15 protein-coding genes are annotated in these 21,117 nt (G+C 34.2%); 11 read left to right on the top strand and 4 right to left on the bottom strand.

Translation table 11 applies throughout. From position 1 onward, the window contains the following. Position 1: 1 nt before the first annotated feature. The 4 genes from BXU10_RS15280 to BXU10_RS15265 all read right to left on the bottom strand — a co-directional run bounded on the left by BXU10_RS15280 (position 2) and on the right by BXU10_RS15265 (position 6,357). A complete protein-coding gene (locus BXU10_RS15280; RefSeq protein ID WP_078228194.1) occupies positions 2-3,349 on the bottom strand; it encodes a SusC/RagA family TonB-linked outer membrane protein in 3,348 nt (1,115 codons plus the stop codon). A gap of 11 nt (positions 3,350-3,360) precedes the next feature. Next, a complete protein-coding gene (locus tag BXU10_RS15275) occupies positions 3,361-4,464 on the bottom strand; it encodes a FecR family protein (RefSeq protein WP_078228193.1) in 1,104 nt (367 codons plus the stop codon). Positions 4,465-4,531: 67 nt separating this feature from the next. Continuing rightward, positions 4,532-5,131 (bottom strand): RNA polymerase sigma-70 factor, encoded by a 600-nt coding sequence (locus tag BXU10_RS15270; RefSeq protein WP_078228192.1) that lies wholly within the window; start codon positions 5,129-5,131, stop codon positions 4,532-4,534. Between the two features lie 185 nt (positions 5,132-5,316). Next, complete coding sequence (locus BXU10_RS15265) at positions 5,317-6,357, bottom strand: GntR family transcriptional regulator (RefSeq protein WP_078228191.1); 1,041 nt, start codon at positions 6,355-6,357, stop codon at positions 5,317-5,319. 286 nt (positions 6,358-6,643) lie between these two features. Between BXU10_RS15265 and rhaT the strand changes: the two genes are divergently transcribed. From rhaT to BXU10_RS15210, 11 genes are all read left to right on the top strand, one after another. Further along, positions 6,644-7,714 carry an L-rhamnose/proton symporter RhaT gene (gene rhaT, locus BXU10_RS15260; protein ID WP_078228190.1) on the top strand — a complete coding sequence of 357 codons (1,071 nt, stop codon included), beginning with the start codon at positions 6,644-6,646 and terminating at the stop codon, positions 7,712-7,714. Between the two features lie 20 nt (positions 7,715-7,734). After that, positions 7,735-9,876, top strand: coding sequence for a bifunctional aldolase/short-chain dehydrogenase (locus BXU10_RS15255; RefSeq protein ID WP_078228189.1), 2,142 nt, complete (start codon positions 7,735-7,737; stop codon positions 9,874-9,876). A 219-nt stretch (positions 9,877-10,095) separates the two neighbouring features. After that, the gene (locus BXU10_RS15250; RefSeq protein ID WP_078228188.1) at positions 10,096-11,370 is read left to right on the top strand and encodes a TIM barrel protein; all 1,275 of its coding nucleotides are present in this window, start codon (positions 10,096-10,098) and stop codon (positions 11,368-11,370) included. 122 nt (positions 11,371-11,492) lie between these two features. Beyond that, entirely contained in the window at positions 11,493-12,854 is a 1,362-nt protein-coding gene (locus tag BXU10_RS15245; RefSeq protein ID WP_078228187.1) for an FGGY-family carbohydrate kinase, read from the top strand. A gap of 178 nt (positions 12,855-13,032) precedes the next feature. Further along, positions 13,033-13,773 carry a (Fe-S)-binding protein gene (locus BXU10_RS15240; RefSeq protein WP_078228186.1) on the top strand — a complete coding sequence of 247 codons (741 nt, stop codon included), beginning with the start codon at positions 13,033-13,035 and terminating at the stop codon, positions 13,771-13,773. Positions 13,774-13,810: 37 nt separating this feature from the next. Continuing rightward, positions 13,811-15,181 (top strand): glycoside hydrolase family 28 protein, encoded by a 1,371-nt coding sequence (locus tag BXU10_RS15235; RefSeq protein WP_078228185.1) that lies wholly within the window; start codon positions 13,811-13,813, stop codon positions 15,179-15,181. Positions 15,182-15,223: 42 nt separating this feature from the next. After that, positions 15,224-16,624 carry a lactate utilization protein B gene (locus BXU10_RS15230; RefSeq protein WP_078228184.1) on the top strand — a complete coding sequence of 467 codons (1,401 nt, stop codon included), beginning with the start codon at positions 15,224-15,226 and terminating at the stop codon, positions 16,622-16,624. Then, on the top strand, positions 16,617-17,204 hold the full coding sequence (locus tag BXU10_RS15225) for an LUD domain-containing protein (protein WP_078228183.1): 588 nt from the start codon (positions 16,617-16,619) through the stop codon (positions 17,202-17,204). The genes BXU10_RS15230 and BXU10_RS15225 overlap by 8 nt, the downstream gene beginning before the upstream one ends. 21 nt (positions 17,205-17,225) lie before the next feature. Continuing rightward, entirely contained in the window at positions 17,226-18,044 is an 819-nt protein-coding gene (locus tag BXU10_RS15220) for an SDR family oxidoreductase (RefSeq protein ID WP_078228182.1), read from the top strand. Between the two features lie 27 nt (positions 18,045-18,071). Beyond that, positions 18,072-19,235, top strand: a complete 1,164-nt coding sequence (uxuA, locus tag BXU10_RS15215) for a mannonate dehydratase (protein WP_223255497.1) — start codon at positions 18,072-18,074, stop codon at positions 19,233-19,235. Positions 19,236-19,372: 137 nt separating this feature from the next. Beyond that, positions 19,373-20,965: a family 43 glycosylhydrolase gene (locus BXU10_RS15210; protein ID WP_078228180.1), complete on the top strand. Its 1,593-nt coding sequence runs from the start codon at positions 19,373-19,375 to the stop codon at positions 20,963-20,965. The last annotated feature ends 152 nt before the right edge of the window (positions 20,966-21,117 follow it).

Below are 21,117 nucleotides of genomic sequence, written 5' to 3'. Positions count from 1 at the left end.
CTTAAAATCTAGTGTTAATTCCTATAGAAATTGTTCTGGTTTGTGGATAATTGTAGCTTAATTCGCGGATACCATTCATACCAAAAGGACTTTTTTCTTTGTACCAATACAATGCATTTGTAATATCTCCAAAAATGGTCAGACTATCCAAAAAGGTTTTTTTAACAGGAACATTATAGCTAAGTGTTATGTTATTGATTTTAATGAAAGTCGCATCATAAACATACTTACTCATGTTAGCTATTAAAGTATTATTACTCGGAGCAGGCTGAGTAACAATATCTCCCGGATTCCTCCAATAGTCATAAGCATTAACAGACATATTTCGGTTAGAAGTCGTGTTGGTTTTTGAAATAATCTGATCGGCTATTAATTTATCTCCGCCCCATTGAAAAGAGCCATTAAATGAAAAAGTAATTTGATTAAATGTGATAGAATTACTAAAACCACCAAAAGCATCTGCTCTTGTATCGCCAATAGGTTGCCAGTCAGCTTCTGTAAACAAACTGTCGTAAGTTGCAGCATCATAAACTTTACCATCTTTTCTAATCAAATCACGTCCAGTCGCCGGATCAACACCAATCCAGTTTACGCCCCAAATAGTGGTTGTACTGTAACCTACTTTTTGAGCAAGAGCCAGATTAGATACAGAATAAGCACTTCCTAAACCTATTAAATTGGTTACTTCGTTTTGAACAGTAGAGATATTAAAGGAACTTACCCATTTAAAGTTGTCTTTTTTAAACCAGTTTATTCTGGTCGTAAATTCAAAACCCTTATTGTACATACTTGAAGCATTGAGCTGCATCGTACCATATCCTAATTCTGTCGGAATGTTACGGCCGGTAATCATATCCTCCTTGTTATCGTAATAGTATTCGAAAGTAAGTTCAATTCGTTTAAAAATATTAAAATCAATTCCGGCATTGAATTTCAGGTTTTTTTCCCAGCTTAATTTTCCGTTTGGAGAGGCACCAGGAGTAACATCTGCTGAACCATTATATCCGTTTTGTGTAATGTTATAAAGTCCTTTAGATCGGTAAGAACCAATTCTGGAATTACCTGTCGAACCATAACTTGCTTTTAGCTTTAATAAATCGATCCATGAATTTGATTTCAGGAAGTTTTCGTTACTGATAACCCATGCCAATCCACCACTACTATTTAAAGCTACATCCGAATCATCACCAAAAACAGAACTCTGATCACGTCGGATATTGAATAACGCATAATATTTCTTTTTGTAATTATAGTTAAGCTGAGCAAATGCAGAAACTCTGGAGGCATTGCTTATTTCACTTCCAACAGTTTGTCTTCCATTTGTTTCATCTATTAAAGTATCCGGATCATCATCCTGAATAGCATCATGAATATTCTGAATTTTAGAATAATTCACAAATCCAGAAGCTGAAGAATAGTTGAAATCTCCATTTTCATCAGCAAGTTCAAAGCCTAAAACTCCGTCAATTTTATGGTTTTCATTGATTTCCTTTTCAAATAGCATTTGCCCTTGCCAATTCCATTTTTGGGTATGTCTCTGGTTTAAAAGTCTTCTCCCCCAGTTATTATATGATACTCCGCCTAAAGTAAATGTTCCGTTGTTTCTTCCGCTTTCATTATCTCCTGAATACCATCTGTCCTGGGTTTTATCAGTATAATCTATTCCGAATAAAGTATTGAATCTGATATTTTTACTCAATTTATATCCAATGTTTAAGCTACCAAGAAGTCCAAAACTTTCGGTTTCATTTTTGTTTTGTTCAATTGCAGCTAATGGATTCCCTCCGGTATTTCCCCCTGAAACCCCAAGCATCGAATAAGTTCCGTCTTCATTATAAGGAGACAGCGTAGGGATATAAGCAAAATCATAAAAAGTATTAGGTTCGTCTTTTTTAATTAAACTTGGGTTTAAAGACAAATTGACATTCCATTTTGAAGATTGAAACCCTAAATTGATTCCACCATTCAATTGTTTGGTCGTATTGCCTAATTGTGGCTCGTCAATATTTAGATAAGTAAGATTGTTTCGGTAGGAGAATTTAGAAGTTGCTCCGGAAACGCTAAAATTGTATTTGTTGTAAATTCCGGTTTGGTTTAATAAATCAAACCAATCTGTATTGATACCATTATAAGGTACAGCAACGTAGCCGGGTGTTGTATTTTTTAAGTATGTATTTCGAAGTTCTGTGTATTGTTCTCCGTTCAAATATTTAATTTGATTGATTGCCGATGAAACTCCTAATTGATTTGAAAAAGTAAATTTAGTGTTTCCTTGTTGCCCTTTTTTGGTGGTAATTAAAATTACACCATTCGCACCATCAGCTCCATAAATACCTACAGCAGCAGCATCTTTTAATACAGTCCAGCTTTCGATATTATCCGAAGAAATTTTCGCTAACGGATTTGACAATCCTTCCGAAAACCTTCCGCCATCAAAGTATTCATTGTCAATGCCAGACTGCTCACTCATAATGACACCGTCTACAATAATTAAGGGTTGTGTTGAAGTGTTTAAAATTGAACTATTTAAGGATTTTATGGTCCCTTCTCCACGAATATTAATTTTTACAGGTCCGCCAACGCCAGAAGTATTTTCAACTAAAACACCAGCCATTTGCCCTTCAAGCATTTTATCAATACTTTCTGAGGCTTGATGCACAGGGATATCTTTTGCCGTTATAGTTGAAATACTCCCTACAATTTCCTCTTTTAGCTTTTTTGTCCCATAAGAAGATGTAATAATAACTGGATTTAGTTCATCTATAGCTTCTTCCATGTAAAAAGTAAAATTATTTTTATGTCCAACTTCCTGATTTTGAGTTATCATTCCCAGAAGCACAACCTGAAGTACAACATTATTAATGTCTTTTTCTCTTAACTGGTAGATAAATCGTCCGTCAAAATCGGTTATGGCGCCTCTCCCGGTTCCTTTTACCATTACAGTAGCTCCTGATAGCGGCGAGCTATCTTTAGCACTTAGTACAATTCCTTTGATTGTTCTTTCTGTTTCGTCTGAACTATCTGCAGAGGCAGGAGCAGAGCTAGTTAATAAAACCTGTTTTTTCTGGATGTAAAATGAAATATTTCTGCCTTTGAATAGTTTTGTTAAAACAGTTTCCAAGGAGGCATTATTCACATTGATACTGGCTTTTTGATCAGTATCAATTTTTTTTGCATTGTAAATAATCCTGAAGTCTGTTTGGTCTTCAATAGACTTGATAATTAGGCTTATAGGTTCGTTGTTGAAATGTAACGTAATCGGCTTTTTTTGCGAAAAACCTTTAAAACAGGATAAGAGAAGAGCTAAGAAAAATATAATTTTTCTTGAATGTTTTTTCGTAAATGTCATGTTTTTATGGTTTATGGAAGGTTGGTTATGGTAATGGTGTTTTGCTGAATCGAGTATTCAAACGGGGTGTCACGTTTTAGGAGTTCTAAAATGTTTTCGACACTCGATTCACTGATTTTAATTGTACCGGTAAAATTCTGTTTGGCCAAATCCGAATTTTTATTAATAATCTCAACATCATAAGTCCGCTGAATTATTTTAGTGATGGTCGAAAATGGAGTATCATTAAATGTAAGTTCACCCTTTGTCCAGGCTGAGTAAAAAGAAGGATCAACAGATTTTGTGGTAATTTTTCTCGTACTGTTTTGCCATGTAGCCATTTGGTTTGGTTTCAGCAATACAGAATTCGATGGATTTTGAGTTTCATACATCTGAATACTTCCTTCAACCAAAACACTATTAACAGAAGGATTTTCAGGATAAGCACTCACATTAAATTTAGTACCCAAAACCTCAATATCTACCTGATTTGAGTTTACTATAAAAGGATGTTCTTTGTCTTTAGTTACTTCAAAAAAAGCTTCTCCAGTTAGATAAACAGTTCTTTTTCCGTTAATTCCAAACTGTTCAGGATAACGTAAAGTGGTTCCGGAGTTCAGGTTTACAATAGTTCCGTCTGAAAGTGTAAGTTTAAATGTTTTGCCATAAGGAACTTTAAGTAAGTTGTATATAACTTCGTCATCTTTTGTTTTTCCAAAGTAAACAATTTGACCGGGAAGTTTTTTTGCAATCAGTTCGCCTTTATCATTAACTAAGTTGCTGTGATTGTTTTTTGTGATATATTCTGTCTGACCATTGCCAAGTTCAAGTACAATTTCTTTTGAATTTTTTGCTCTTTGGTTGAAATTGAAGGCTATTTTCACTAAACCAAGTAATACAATAAAGACGGCAGCATATTGAAAATATTTACGAGTCTTATTTTTTGGTTTAATTTTAATTACCGGAGCAGTATCGGCAGAAATATCTTTTGTTAAAGCTGTAAGTACCCAGGTCTTCTTTATAATGATGAACTGCTTCTTATTTTCTTCAGAAGCTTCAATCCATTCAAAAAGAGTTTGAACTTCCTGCTCTGAGGCTTCGTTTGATAAGTACTTATAAATGATTTCTGATGTCATACTTTGAGTTTTAAACTTCTCGTTATTATTAGTACACTTCAGAAATCAAAAACCCTATGTTTAATTTTTAATTATTACAAATAAGAATAAAAAACAGGAATAAATAATCAGATAATTTTGCTTTTAAAATCTTCAAAGCCTTTGTCATATGGGCTTCAACAGCTTTTAAAGTTACCTGCATTTCTTCTGCGATTTCTGCGTTTTTTTTATTTTCAAAACGTTTTTTGATAAAAACTTCACGCGTTTTGGGAGGTAAATCGTTTATCGATTCGTTAATAATGCGTTCTAATTCGGTCAATTCTAAAGTATCAAACTGAATCGAATTTAAGACTTCGATGTCGAGTTCTCTTTCTTTGTGATTTAATAAGTCGTTTTTGAATTTATCTTTGACCTTATTATGCCTGATGAAGTTCAGGCATTTTGATTTGGCGTAAGTATATAAAAAGGATTGTATTCCGTTTATGGAATCAATGTTTTCCCTGTTTTCCCATAAATTAATGAAAGCTTCTTGTGCCAGATTTTCTGCTTCATCAGCATCATAAACAAATTGAACGCAGAAAGAAGCAATCCTGCTAAAATAGTTATGATAAAAATAGGTAAACGCAGCTTCTTCTCCTTTTTTAAAAGATTCAAAAGTTTCGGATTCAAAGCGGGTATTAATATTCATCTATTTTATATAACTCTGGTTAAGGATTGGTTATCCCTTGGTGGTATTAGGCCAGAAGCTGGTGACAAAGATAGAATATTATTTATATTAATTCTAAATAAAAGAAATAAGTTTGAAAAATTAACATTTAAAGATTGTTTTGTAATGAATACAAATCTGAAAAAACGGTATAGTCTTACAATTAATTATATAGAGTTTCTATCTATAAAATTAAATGGGACTTTTATTTCTCCTTTTTCTTTGTTTAATATCATTCTTGCAGCAATTTCACCCATTTCATTAAAATCAGTAGACATAACTGTTATGCCCAATAAATCTTTTAACGGGGTGTCGTTGTAGGATATAATACCGATGTCACTTCCTAATACGTATTCTTCGTCCCTGATTTGTTTGACTAAATTAACCAGGTCTGATTCTTCTATAGTGATAAATAAGTCTCCTTTTTTAAGGATCATATCATCATAAACTTCACTTAAGATTTCAAAATTAATCTCGTGTTCTACACAAAATTTCCTGAAACCATGCAAAATTCTCCTTGGATAGGGATAAACGGCTTTTTCCGGATATATTAAAATCAGCCTTTTGTATTTGTTTATTTTAGTAAGTCCTTCTTTTAAGGCATTGTAAATATCATTTTCAAAATCCTGATATATTTTGATGACCTCGCTTCCTAATCCAATTTTTATGTTATCCATAATTACCAGCTTTTCCTGAGGTATTCTCTGGATCGCTTTTGCCACTTCATCTGTAAAACTCAAATGTTTTAATTCGTCTGTTTTAAAGTGTGTCGTAATAACATAATAATCGTATGCACCTTCAAATTTATCCAGCAGATTTAAAAATAAGGTTTCATCGCAATGGTATATATGTAAGTCAACATGTGCATTTGCTCCTAATGTATTAATAAAAGAGCTGTAGGTTTTCATTTTATACGCACTCAGTTTATTAAACAGGAACAAAATATTGACTTTAGATTCTAATTTCGTTCGGGTAATATAGTATCCTTTTCCTCTTATAGAAGAGATAATTTTACGCTCTTTTAAAATATTATAAGCTTTCTCAACAGTATCCCTTGACATGTAAAACTCTTCACTGAAGTTGTTTATGGAAGGAATCTTTTGATTTATTTTCAGGTTACCATTAGCAATATTTTGCAGAATTGAATCTACAATTTGCTTGTATTTTGGAACCCTTGAATCTTCATCTATCTTAATTAATTTAATCATGGTTGGTATAGTAAAGTCTCTCTCAAATGTATTGAGATGGTATTGTAAATTGCATTATGTGTAATAATTTTCTTTAAAAAGCATTAAAAGATATTAATTACGCAGGCGTTTGCTAAAATATGAATTTTAAATTTAAAAAATCACAATAATTCGATTCTTATTGCAATAATTTATGATTTAAAATAAATATAAATTAAGGAAAGGACAGTACAGGATAGTTTTCTTTTTTACATTCTCTTATTTTACCAAACCAATAACTATCAACTTAAACCACAAAAAAAAATAAATGGAATCATTACTCGGAATTATTTTTCACTCCATTGGAGGATTTTCGTCAGGCAGTTTTTATATGCCTTTTAAAAAAGTTAAAGATTGGGCTTGGGAAAGCTACTGGCTAATAGGAGGTTTTTTCTCCTGGTTAATTGTTCCGCCAATCGCTGCTTACTTAACAATTCCGAATTTTACCGATATCATTGCTAATGCGGCTCCAAACATAAAAGTATTAGCTTACACTATGGGATTGATCTGGGGGATAGGAGGATTGACTTACGGATTAGGTGTTCGCTATTTAGGAATGTCATTAGGTAACTCAATCACCTTAGGATTTTGTTCTGCTTTCGGTGCTTTGATTCCGCCAATTTACTACAATTTCAGCCCAACAGAAGGTAAGGAATCAATTAGTGACATGTTTGCAAACACAGGAGGGCAAACGGTTTTGGGTGGAGTGCTTATATGTATTATAGGTATTGCTATTTTAGGAAAGGCTGGGATGCTGAAAGAAAAAGATTTTGCAACCGGACATGAAGATAAAGACAAGGATTTTAGTTTAGTAAAAGGTTTAATTATTGCCATAGTTTCAGGTATCTTAAGTTCATTCTTTAATTTCGGTATTGAAGCAGGAAAACCAATGGCAGATGTGGCTAATGAGGCGTGGAAAACATTGAATCCAAATCAGGGCGAATTTTTATTTCAAAATAATGTTACCTATATAGTTATCCTTTGGGGTGGATTAACAACTAACTTTTTATGGTGTATCTATCTTAATTTTAAAAATAAAACTTTTAGTAATTATACAGATACTAAAACACCGATTTCAAAAAATGTACTTTTTTCAGCTATTGCAGGTACTATGTGGTTCCTTCAGTTTTTCTTCTACGGAATGGGAGAAAGTAAGTTAGGAAACGGAGCAAGTTCATGGATTTTACATATGTCAACTATTATACTTACTGCCAACTTCTGGGGATTCTACCTTAAAGAATGGACAGGTGTAACTAAAAAAACGTTCAACACATTTTTGTTGGGCATCGGACTCATCATGTTATCAATTGTTGTAGTCGGAATTGGGAACTCTTTATAATAATCAATTAATATATTAAAATGTCAAATATAAACACAAACAATATGACTTTTCAGCATGTAAGCTATCTTTGGGACGATGCTAAAGCTGCAGCATTAGCAGGAGATGAAGTAGCTCTTTTTATCTATCGCTCTAATTTATTAGGAGCAGATTTAAGACTTACTAATTATGGAGGAGGAAATACTTCAGTTAAAATTACAGATAAAGACCCATTGACAGGCGCAAGCTCTGAGGTAATGTGGATTAAAGGTTCTGGTGGAGACATTGGAACATTGACAAAATCAGGTTGTGCTGCTCTTTATTTAGACAGATTGCGCAATCTTGAAAATGTGTACAGAGGAATTGAGTTTGAAGATGAAATGGTTGAATTGTTTAACCACTGTATTTTTGATTTAGCTTCAAAAGCTCCTTCTATTGATACACCTTTACACGGTTTCTTACCATTTAAACATATTGATCACCTCCACCCTGATGCTGCTATTGCAATTGCTGCAGCAAAAGACGGAGCAAAAATCACAGAAGAATTATTCGACGGAGAAATCGGTTGGGTAGGATGGCAGCGTCCAGGTTTCGACTTAGGGCTTCAATTGAGAAGCTGTCTGGAAGAAGCGGAGAAAAAAGGAAAAAAATTACGCGGAATCATGTTAGGATCTCATGGATTGTTTACATGGGGAGATACTGCTTATGAAAGTTATATCAACACACTTGAAGTAATCGAAAAGTGTGCTGACTATTTAGAAAGTAATTATGGAAAAAAACGTCCTGTTTTTGGAGGTAAAAAAATAGACAGCCTTCCGGAAGCGGATCGTAAATTAAAAGCAGCAAAAGTAGCTCCAATTTTAAGAGGTTTCTGTTCTTCAGAACGTCAGATGATTGGTCATTATACTGATGATGCAAGAGTTTTAGAATTCATTAATTCTAATGATTTATCAAAATTAGCTCCGTTAGGAACTTCTTGTCCGGATCACTTTTTACGTACGAAAATCAGTCCTTTGGTTTTAGAATTAGATCCAAACGAAGATTTATCTGATGTAGCTGCAGTAAAAGCTAAATTAACTCCAGCTTTTGAAGCTTACAGAGCGATGTACAAAGAGTATTACAATGCTTGTAAAAAATCTAATTCGCCTGCAATGCGTGACCCGAACCCAGTTGTAATTTTATATCCTGGAGTAGGTATGTTTACGTTTGCCAAAGATAAAACAATGGCTCGTTTGGCATCTGAATATTATGTAAATGCAGTAAATGTAATGAAAGGAGCAGAAGCTGTTTCTGAATATACTTCATTGCCACATCAGGAAGCTTTTGATATCGAATACTGGTTATTGGAAGAAGCTAAATTACAGCGTATGCCAAAACCAAAAGCACTTTCAGGAAGAGTAGCTTTAGTTACTGGTTCTGCCGGTGGAATTGGTAAAGCTATCGCAAAAAGATTTGCTGAAGAAGGAGCTTGCGTAGTGATCAATGATATTAATGAAGAGCGTTTAGAAGGTGCAAAAGCAGAATTTATCAAATCATTTGGTAAAGATGCTGTTTCAAGTACCCTATTAAACGTTACAGATGAAGTAAGTACTGAAAAAGCATTAGATGCTGCTTGTTTAGCATTTGGCGGTGCTGATATTATAATAAACAATGCTGGTATCAGTATTTCAAAATCGATTGCAGAGCACACCCTTGAAGAGTGGGACAGATTATATGATATTTTGGTGAAAGGACAATTTATTGTTTCTAAAGCCGGAATTGAAGTAATGCGCAAACAAGGTTTTGGTGGAGACATCGTAAACATCGTTTCTAAAAATGCGGTTGTAGCGGGTCCTAATAATCCTGGATACGGTTCTGCAAAAGCGGCTCAGGCACATTTAACACGTTTGATGGCTGCTGAATTAGGTGCTGATAAAATCCGTGTAAACACAGTTAATCCTGATGCTGTAATCTCAGATTCTAATATCTGGTCTGGCGGATGGGCTGAAGGTCGTGCAAAAGCATATGGAATTACCGTTGAGGAATTGCCTGCTTATTATGCGAAGCGTACCTTATTAAATGAAATTATATTGCCTGATGATATTGCAAACGCATGTTTTGCATTCGTAGGAGGCTTGTTGAACAAATCAACAGGTAATGCCCTGAATGTAGACGGTGGAGTAACAATGGGCTTTTACAGATAAGTTGTTTAGTTTTTTTTAAGTTTATTTAACAAAGTGGTTTTTGTTTTCTAACGTTCGATTTCGGTCGGACGTTAGATTTTTTATGACAACTGTATTTTATAAATAAATTTCCTAAACACATTAAAAACAAACAAAAAAATACAAAAAAGTAACGTATAACAAGGGTTTGGTTTATAGAAATAGCCTTATATTGTAAACCCTATTTAAAAATAAATAAGTATGTTAATTCAATCAAACACTATCGCATCTCATAATGATGGTTTATTAAAAAAACATCAGAACAAATTGGTTTTTACAGCTTCAGAAATTGCAGAAAGTGAAGCTATCATTCAAAAATTAATCGATTTTCAAATCGCAATCCCATCCTGGGCTTTAGGAACAGGAGGAACAAGATTTGGACGTTTTGCAGGTGGAGGAGAGCCTCGTTCATTAGAAGAAAAAATTGAAGATGTAGGTTTGCTTCATAAATTAAACAATGCTTCAGGAGCTATTTCTTTACATATTCCATGGGATATTCCAACAGATTATAATGCGATCAAAACGCTTGCCGGACAACACGGATTGAAGTTTGATGCCATGAACTCAAACACTTTTCAGGATCAGGCAAATGCGGAACATACTTATAAATACGGTTCTTTACAAAATGTAAATAAAGCAGTTCGTAAACAGGCGATTGCTCATAATATTGAAGTGATTAAGCACGGAATCGAATTAGGATCTGACTCTCTTACGGTTTGGTTGGCAGATGGTTCTAACTTCCCGGGACAATTAAACTTCCGTAAAGCATACCAAAATACATTAGAAAGTTTGGAAGAAATCTACGATGCATTGCCTTCAAACTGGAAATTGTTTTTAGAATACAAATGTGCTGAACCAAACTTTTACTCTACAACGGTTGCTGATTGGGGACAGTCTTATTCATACGTTCAGAAATTAGGAGATAAAGCAAAAACGCTTGTTGATTTAGGTCACCATTTACCAAACGCAAATATTGAGCAGATTGTTTCGATCTTGCTTATGGATAATAAATTAGGAGGTTTCCACTTTAATGATTCAAAATACGGTGATGACGATTTAACTGCAGGAGCTTTAAAGCCTTACCAGTTATTCTTGATCTTCAACGAATTGGTTGAAGGTATGGATGCTCGCGGAATGAATCATGCTAAAGATTTAGGATGGATGATTGATGCTTCACACAACGTAAAGGATCCTTTGGAAGACTTGTTGCAGTCTGTTGAAGCGATTATGATTGCTTATGCTCAGGCGCTTTCAGTTGACAGAAAAGCACTAGAAATCGCTCAGGAAGAAAATGATGTGGTAAAAGCACAGGAAATTCTTCAAAATGCTTTCCGTACAGATGTTCGCGCATTGGTTGCAGAGGCACGTTTGCGTTCAGGAGCGGCGTTAAATCCGGTTGAATTGTACAGAAGTCTTGACGTTAGAGGAAATCTAATTGGCGAAAGAGGATTGAAAACCGTAGCTACAGGATTGTAATAATTATAAGTTATGAATTATGAGTTATAAGCTAAAAAGACTCAGCTAAACTCATAATTCTGTAATTCAAAATTTATAATTTATAATTTATAATTTATAATTCACAATTTACAATTAAAGAAATGAATGTAGTTGCAATTTTTGATATTGGTAAAACCAACAAAAAGGTATTTTTATTTGATGAAAATTATAAAATCGTTTGGGAAAAATCAGTAAATCTGGACGAAACCGTTGATGAAGACGGTTTCCCCTGCGAAAATATTGATGTACTAAAAAAGTGGATTCTCGAGCGATTATCAGAAATAAAAGACCTGAACAACTATGTTCTGAAAGCTATTAATTTTAGCACTTACGGAGCTAGTTTTGTTTATATTGATGAAGAAGGCAATTCATTGACTCCTTTATACAATTATTTGAAAGAGTATCCTGAAGAACTGAAAAATGACTTTTATAAAAAATACAAAGGAGAAGAAGTTTTTGCAGTAAAAACAGCTTCTCCTGTTTTAGGAAGCCTGAATTCCGGAATGCAGATTTACAGATTAAAAGAAGAAAGTCCTGAATTATTTGAAAAAGTTAAATATTGCCTGCATTTACCGCAATACCTAAGTTTTCTTTTAACGGATGAAGCTTATACCGATATTACAAGTATTGGGTGCCATACGAATCTTTGGAATTTTAAAAAGATGAAGTACCACAAATGGCTTAAAAATGAAGGTATAAAAGAAAAACTGGCACCGATTCATCCCGGAAGAGATGTTATTAAAAAAGAAAATGATTTGGCTGTAGGTATTGGGTTGCACGATAGTTCATCGGCAATTATTCCTTATACGATAAACTTTACAGAGCCTTTTGTTTTATTGTCAACCGGAACCTGGAGTATTTCTCTGAATCCTTTTAACAATAAGCCTTTAACGTTTGAAGAACTTAAAAACGACTGCTTGTGTTATATGCAGTATACCGAAAAACCAGTAAAGGCGGCTCGTTTGTTTTCGGGTAACGAACATGAAGTACAGGCAAAAAGACTGGCGGAACATTTTAAAGTACCGTTTGATACTTTTAAAGAAGTATATTTTGATAAAAAAATAGTATCGAATTTAAGAGCCGTAAATTTTCAAATTGTATACCCAAAAAAGTACGATTTTGATATTCTTAAGGAATGTCCTTTTCAAAAAAGAGATCTCTCTACTTTTAAAACTTACGAAATTGGGTATCATCAATTAATGCTGGATCTCGTTGAACAACAGGTTTTTTCAACTAATTTAGTGATTCATAATAGTCCTGTAAAGAAAATCTTTGTGGATGGAGGTTTTAGTAAGAATTCAATTTTCATGAATTTACTGGCAGAAGCTTTTCCGGATGTAGAAGTTTATGCAGCTTCAATGGCGCAGGCAAGTGCCTTAGGAGCAGCACTGGCAATCCATCAAAATTGGAATCCTAAGCCTATCCAGAACGATTTGATTGATTTGAAGTTTTACAAACATTAAATAATAAGTCAAAGATTAAAGATTTATTTCACGCAGATCTTGCAGATTTAAGCAGATTTAATTTTAGATAATTAATTATATAAAAATAATCTGCTTAAATCTTTTTAAAATCTGCGTGAAAAAACATTTAACACATAGAAAATAGATTGTATGTGTTTTAAAAATAATTATCCAGAATATGAAAATTGGACTTTTTATACCGTGTTACGTCGACCAATTTTATCCTAAAGTAGGAATTGCAACCTACGAATTATTAATGAAATTGGGATGCGATGTTCGTTTTCCGATGAAACAGACTTGTTGCGGACAGCCTATGGCAAACAGTGGTTATGCACATTTAACCAAAGGCTGTGATGCTAACTTTATAGCTAATTTTTCAGAATTTGATTATATCGTTTGTCCTTCAGGAAGTTGTGTTTTGCATGTGAAAGATCATTTGCATGATGAAAAGCAGGAAGAACTGGCGGCAGAAATGCGCAAAAAAGTTTTTGAATTAACAGAATTTATTACGGATGTACTTAAAGTAGATCATATCGAAGGTAATTTTCCTCACAAAGTAGGAATGCATCAAAGCTGTCACGGACAACGCGGACTTAAGCTTTCGCAGATGACCGAATTGAATGCACCGTTTTTCTCTAAACCGGGGCAATTATTAAGCAAAATAAAGGGACTGGAATTAGTGTCTTTAAGCAGAAAAGACGAATGCTGTGGTTTTGGAGGTACATTTTGTGTAACGGAAGAAGCAGTTTCAGTAAAAATGGGTCAGGACCGAATCAAAGATCATGAAAAGCATGATGTAGATTATATTACGGGTGGTGATATGTCTTGCCTGATGCATTTAGAAGGAATTCTGAAAAGACAAAAAAGCCATATAAAAACCATTCATATTGCTGAAATATTAAATACGTCAACTATTTAATTACTGAATTTTAAGTTGTAAAAAAGACCACTTTAAAATGAAAAAATTAACGCTCTGTTTTGCATTAGTACTTTCGCTTATTTTTTTATCGTTTAAAAAAGATACGTCTTTAGTAACTTTAAAAGTAGTAGTGGTAAAAGCGCCTTTTGAAATGCCGGCTATAAAAATTCCGGATTTTAGTAAATGCAAAGAATTTTCAATTGTTGATTTTGGAGCTATTCAGGGAAATAAAGACAAAACTTCTGAAGCAATAAATAAGGCTATTGCTAAAGCAAACAAAGTTGGTGGAGGAATTATCGTTATACCGGAAGGTGAATGGCTGACAAAGAAATTTCATTTTAAAAGCAATGTGAATCTTCATTTAAAGAAAGGTGCAGTTTTACTTTTTTCAGAAGATACAAACGATTATTTACCAGCTGTCCGTTCTACATGGGAAGGATATGAATGTTATAATTATTCTCCGTTGATTTATGCTTATCAGTGTAAAAACATTGCGATTACAGGCGAAGGCGAACTGAAAGCTAAAATGGATGTTTGGAAACAATGGTTTACCCGACCAAAGTCACACATGGAAAGCCTGAAAAAATTATACAATCTGGCTTCTTACAACAAACCGATGAAAGAGCGCCAAATGGCCAATGATACTGCTCGTTTTCGTCCTCAGTTTATACAGTTTAACCGATGTGAAAACATTTTGATGGATGGAGTTACGATTACTAATAGTCCATTTTGGACAATTCATCCTTTTTTGTCTAAACATGTTGTGTTTAGAAATCTTAAAGTATATGCTCACGGACATAACAATGACGGAGTCGATCCTGAAATGAGTCAGAATGTATTAATCGAAGATTGCGTTTTTGATCAGGGAGATGATGCCATTGCAATAAAATCAGGTTGTGGGAAAAACGCATGGGTATTAAATACACCTTCAAAAAACATTGTTATTCGGAATTGCACCGTAAAAAACGGTCATCAGTTAGTAGCCATCGGAAGCGAATTATCCGGTGGAATTGAAAATATTTTTATTGATAATTGTACAGTAGTGGATGGCGCAAAATTGAATCACCTTCTTTTTATCAAAACAAATGAACGCAGAGGAGGATTTGTAAACAATATTTACATGAGTAATGTTGTTTCTGGCAAAATTGATGCAGGAATTCTGGGTATAGATACAGATGTTTTGTACCAATGGAGAACTTTGGTTCCCACAATTGAACGCAGACTTACGCCAATAAAAAATGTATATCTGGAGAATGTAAAAGCTACAAATGTGAAATTTATTTCGAAAATTTCGGGACAGAAAGAACTTCCGGTAGAGAATATATTTCTGAAAAATGTTGTTGCTGATGTTGTTCAGGAAAACCAAAACATCCATGAAAATGTTTTGAATTTTGTAAATAAAAATTGATTCTAAATTGATCTCTATGGATTTATTTTAAACTAATAAAAAATGTCTTCAGAAAAAACAATACCACATAGCGAAGCCTCTAAACGTTTTAACAAAGATGTAGAACGAGTTAATTGGCATGATGAAACACTTTGGTTTGTTCGTGAAAAACGAGATAGATCTGCGCATCAAATTCCGGATTGGGAATTGCTCAGGGAAACAGCGTCACAGATTAAAAATAATGTACTCTCGAATATTCATGATTATTTAGTTGAATTTGAGACAAACGCTCAAAAAAACGGAATAATCGTTCATTGGGCAGCCGACGCAAAAGAGCATAATGAAATTGTACATTCTATAATGGCAAAAAATAATGTTAAGCAAATGGTGAAATCCAAATCCATGCTTACTGAAGAATGCCATTTGAATGATTATTTAGCCGAAAAAGGAATTGAAGTTATCGATTCTGATTTGGGAGAATTTATTGTTCAGCTTCGTAAGGAACCACCAAGTCATATCGTTTTACCTGCTATTCACCTTAAAAAAGAAGATGTAAGTGAAACTTTTCATGAACATTTGGGTACGGAAAAAGGAAATTTTAATCCTCAATATTTAACTGAATCAGCACGTCAGACTTTAAGAGATACTTTCTTAACACGTAAAGTTGCTTTAACCGGAGTCAATTTTGCTGTTGCAGAAACCGGTGAATTTGTGGTGTGTACGAATGAAGGAAATGCAGACATGGGCGCACATTTAGCTGATGTTCACATTGCCTGTATGGGATTCGAAAAACTGATTCCGCAGCGTAAACATTTAGGTGTTTTTCTTAGATTATTGGCCAGAAGCGCTACGGGACAGCCGATTACTACATTTTCAAGTCATTTTAAAAAACCTAGAAAAGGTCAGGAGATGCATATTGTGATTGTTGACAATGGCAGAAGCACACAATTAGGAAGAGAAGATTTTAGAAATTCATTAAAATGTATCCGTTGTGGCGCTTGTATGAATACTTGTCCGGTTTACAGAAGAAGTGGTGGACATAGTTATCACAATGCAGTTGCAGGACCAATTGGTTCTATTTTGGCACCAAATTTAGATATGAGCAAAAATGCGGATCTGCCTTTTGCAAGCACACTTTGTGGTTCTTGTACCAATGTTTGTCCTGTAAAGATAGACATTCACGATCAGTTGTATAAATGGCGTCAGGTTTTGGTTAAGGAAGGGTATACCCCTACTGCAAAAACGATTGCAATGAAAACGATGGCAACCGTTTTGGCAAATCCTACTGTATTCAATATTGCTGGAAAATCCGGAAGGTTTGTAATGAAAAATATTCCCGGAATGGTGAACAATAAAATGAACAAATGGTATGACCAGCGTGAAATGCCGGACGTCCCTGAAGAATCATTTAGAGAATGGTACAAGAAAAATTCACGTGAATCTAAAGCTAAGGATAATGAGTAGTAAGGCTGAAATTTTAAATAAAATAAAACAAAACCAACCGGGAATCATTACAGATTTACCGAACTTGGATGTTATAAGTTCCGAAAACCCTAATGTTTTGGAAACGTATAAAACGGTTTTAAAAAACATTGGTGGAGAAAGTGTTGAAGTAGCTAATTACAATGAAATTTTGTATTTTATCAGAAACAATTATGCGCTTGACAGAAGAATTATTACGACTATCCCTGAACTTTCTGAAGTTGCATCATTGGACTGGAAAAATGATGATCCGCATACGCTACAGGATGTTGAATTAGCTATTGTAAAAGGTCATTTTGGTGTTGCCGAAAATAGCGCAATATGGGTTACGGATGATATTTTAGGCCAGCGAGTTGCTCCTTTTATTGCTCAATATTTGGCAATCATTGTAAAAAAAAGTGACATATTAGCAACGATGCGCCAGGCTTACGAAAAAATTGGAAATCTAGAGTATGGTTTTGCCACTTTTATTGCAGGACCTTCAAAAACAGCCGATATCGAACAATCTTTAGTCTTGGGCGCACACGGCGCAAGAGGATTAATTGTATTTTTGCTGGATTAAAAAAACTAAAAGACAAAAAAATTGAAAACAGATTTTGAATTAAACGGAAAAGTAATAATTGTTACCGGTGCAACTGGAATATTAGGTGAAGCTTTTATCAACGGAATTGCTGCTGCAGGCGGAATCGTAGGTGTTTTAGGAAGAAACGAAAAAGTAGCTAATGAAAGAGCTGATTTAATTATAAAAAACGGTGGAGAAGCAATCGCTTTAATTGCAGATGTAACTATTGAAAGTGATCTGATAAAAGCACGTGATTTGGTTCTTTCAAAATACGGAAAAATTGACGGTTTGGTAAATGCTGCCGGAGGAAATATGCCGGATGCTGTAATTCAGTCAGATCAGGATATTTTTAAATTAAACATGGATGCTTTGCAAAAAGTGATGAACCTGAATTTATTCGGAACACTTTTGCCTACTCAGGTTTTTGGAGAAGTAATCAAAAACAATGAAAGTATTGGAAGCATCGTAAATATTTCATCTGTCGCTACGGAGCAGGCTATAACAAAAGTGTTAGGATACAGTCTGGCAAAATCTGCAATAGATTCTTATACTAAATGGTTTTCTGTTGAACTGGCAAAAAGATATGGCGATAAAATCAGAATGAACTCTATTGTTCCGGGATTTTTCCTAACAGAGCAAAACCGTACATTATTGACTAATCCTGATGGAAGTCTAACTGAAAGAGGAAATTTAATCATTGCAAATACACCTTATAAACGTTTTGGAAATCCGGATGAATTAATAGGAGCTTTGGTTTGGTTACTAAGTGATGCATCAAAATTTGCAACAGGTTCAAAAGTGACAATAGATGGTGGTTTTACCATCTTTAGTGGTGTATAATTTTAAGAAAAGAAAAGTATGAACAGAATGATACAAACCTGGAGATGGTTCGGACCAAATGACCCGGTAAGTTTACAGCATATAAAACAAACCGGTGCTACCGGAATTGTAACAGCCCTGCACCAAATTCCTCACGGAGATGTTTGGACAGTTGATGAAATCAATAAAAGAAAGTCTGAAGTTGAAGCATACGGCCTGACATGGGATGTTGTAGAAAGTATTACCGTTCACGAAAGTATTAAAACAAGAAGTGGAAATTTTCAGGAATATATAGACAAATACAAACAAAGCATCCGTAACGTGGCAGCTTGTGGCATTAAAATTATTACCTATAATTTCATGCCGGTTAATGACTGGACAAGAACACAGCTGGATTACGTAATGCCTGATGGTTCTGAAGCTTTGTATTTTAACTGGGTAGATCTGGCTATTTTTGATATTTATATATTAAAGAGAGAAAATGCAGAAAATAGTTTTCCTGAAAATATTGTAACCAAAGCTAAGGAACGTTTTGCAACGATTACAGAGCAACGATTACAAGAAATAGCAGATACGGTAATGTTCGGGATTCCTGGCGAAAAAAAGATTACGGTTGAATGGATGCGTAATGCTCTGAAAGCTTATGACAATATTGACAGAGATGCATTAAGAAGCAATTTGAGTTATTTTCTAAACGAAATTTGTCCTGTTGCTGATGAGTGCGGAGTACAATTGGCCATTCATCCTGATGATCCTCCATTTGATATTTTAGGTTTGCCTCGTATTGTTAACTCAATGGAAGACTATGATTTTATTCTTTCAAATGCTCCTTATAAATCAAACGGAATTTGTTTTTGTACTGGTTCTTTAGGAGCTAAGGAAACGAATGACTTACCGGAAATGGTGAAAAAGCTAGATGATAAAATTCATTTTATTCACCTGAGAAATGTTCGTAGTGATGAAGAAGGAAATTTCTTTGAAGCCGATCATTTAGACGGAAATACAGATATGTATGCTGTAATGAAAGAATTATTGCTGATTCAGAAAAAACATAATATTTCAATTCCGTTCCGTCCTGATCACGGACACCAGATGCTGGATGATTTAGGAAAAGTAAATAATCCGGGTTATTCTGCGATCGGAAGGTTAAGAGGTTTAGCCGAATTGAGAGGGCTTGAAGAAGGGATTATTCGATCATTGGAATTGGTTTAATAAAAGCTTATTATTAGAGTAAAAAAATCTTCATTTGATGTAGATTTAAAATAAATAAGTCATATAAGTTCATTTTAGAATAGATGAACTTATATGACTTATTTCATATAAGAAGTTTGTAATTAAAATATAAATATATGAAAATTAAAAAAATGCACCCTGTTTTAATGATGACTATTCTGGCTTTAAGTATCATTACTACTGTTAATGCACAGAGTGGTAATATCAAAAATGATATTTTCTGGAACACAAAAGACGGACAGCCATTAAATAGTCAGGGAGGTGGTATTTTTAAATTTGCAGATCCTAAAACAGGTATTCAAAAATATTACTGGTACGGTGTTCAGTATGAAGAAGCGAATATTTATAGAAATGCTCCACATATTACTTTACCCAATGCTACTTTTAAATCGGTTACCTGTTATAGTTCGGTTGATTTAGTGAATTGGACTTTTGAAGGAGATGTTGTTACTAAAGAAGAAGCAAATAAGGCAAGCAAAACCTGGGTTGGCCGTTTAGGAGTCGCTTATATGAAAGAGCTGAATAAATATGCCATGTTTGTTCAGCATGGAAGCGAGGTATTGATTACACTTTCTGATTCCCCAACAGGACAATTTACATGGCATCAAAAAATAAATATGGAGAAAATGATCGGAACCAGTAATACTGGCGATCAAACCGTATTTACTGATGAAGATACCGGAAAGTCCTATTTAATTTATTCTTACGGTAAAGGACGAAACAAAATATATGTTTCTGAAATTGGAGTAAAAGAAGGAAAAGTAAATCTTTTGGACTGTACGCAGATTTTTAAAGGGGAAAGTCGTGAAGGAAATTGCATGTTCAAATACCAAAACAAATACTATATGTATGCTTCCAATATTTATGGATGGGATGCTTCATTTGCATATTATTTAGTTGCCAATGATATAAGAGGACCCTATCTGCCGGTCAATGATATGTTGGTAACAAATGGTTCGTCAGAAGATTTTGCCCATATTTCACAAACTGGTTTTTTCTTTTCTTTAAAAGGAAGCAAACAGGAAACAATTGTGTATTGTGGAGACCGATGGGCAGATTTTGCAGGCAATGGCTTAGGATATAATCAATGGTGTCCGATGTCTTTTGATGGAAAAACACCTTATTTTAATTCACTTAACTCCTGGGATATTAATACTAAAACAGGTGAGTGGAAGGTTGCTAAAGATAATGATTACGTTAAAAATGGCAGTTTTGAAGCTGATCGCAGGCATATTCCAAGTCCTGTTAAACCCGTGCAAATAGAATTAACAGGATGGACTAATGAGGTTATTGAGGGAAATAAAATTGGACTGGATACAATAACTTCTCCGGTAATCAATTATTTTAATACTGAAAATGACAGAAAAATTGTCATAGGCGAAAAAAGCTTAAACATTAGCGATAAGATTAATTTTAAAAGAAAAACGTTTCAAACCATTACTTCTTCAACGTATGTGAAATTAGAAGACGGATCGTACACACTTACTGCCAAAGTGAAGAATACAAAAGGTTTTACAAACTTAGAAATGTATGCTTTAAGTAATGGTAAAAGACTAACATACAATCTAAAGGAAGAAAATGCTTCATGGAAAACTATAATCATAAAAAACATACCTGTTAAAGCCGGAAAAGTGGAGATTGGTTTTCTGGCTGATGGTACTGCAAATGCTTCTTGTCAGGTTGATGATGTTTCATTGGTTAGGAAATAATCTTCGTTTCCAACGGATTTTAATCCGTTGAAAGATGCGCAATATTGTCTTTCGACGTAAGGAGAAATCACATTAGTAATTCGATAACAGTGCGTTGCTCTCCTTCAGTGATTTCTCCTCCGTCGAAATGAGAAACTGTATCAATAACATTC

The organism is Flavobacterium sp. LM4 (assembly GCF_002017935.1).
In the GTDB taxonomy this organism is placed as follows: Bacteria; Bacteroidota; Bacteroidia; order Flavobacteriales; family Flavobacteriaceae; genus Flavobacterium; species Flavobacterium chungangense.
This window is presented reverse-complemented; position numbering and strand designations above follow the sequence as displayed.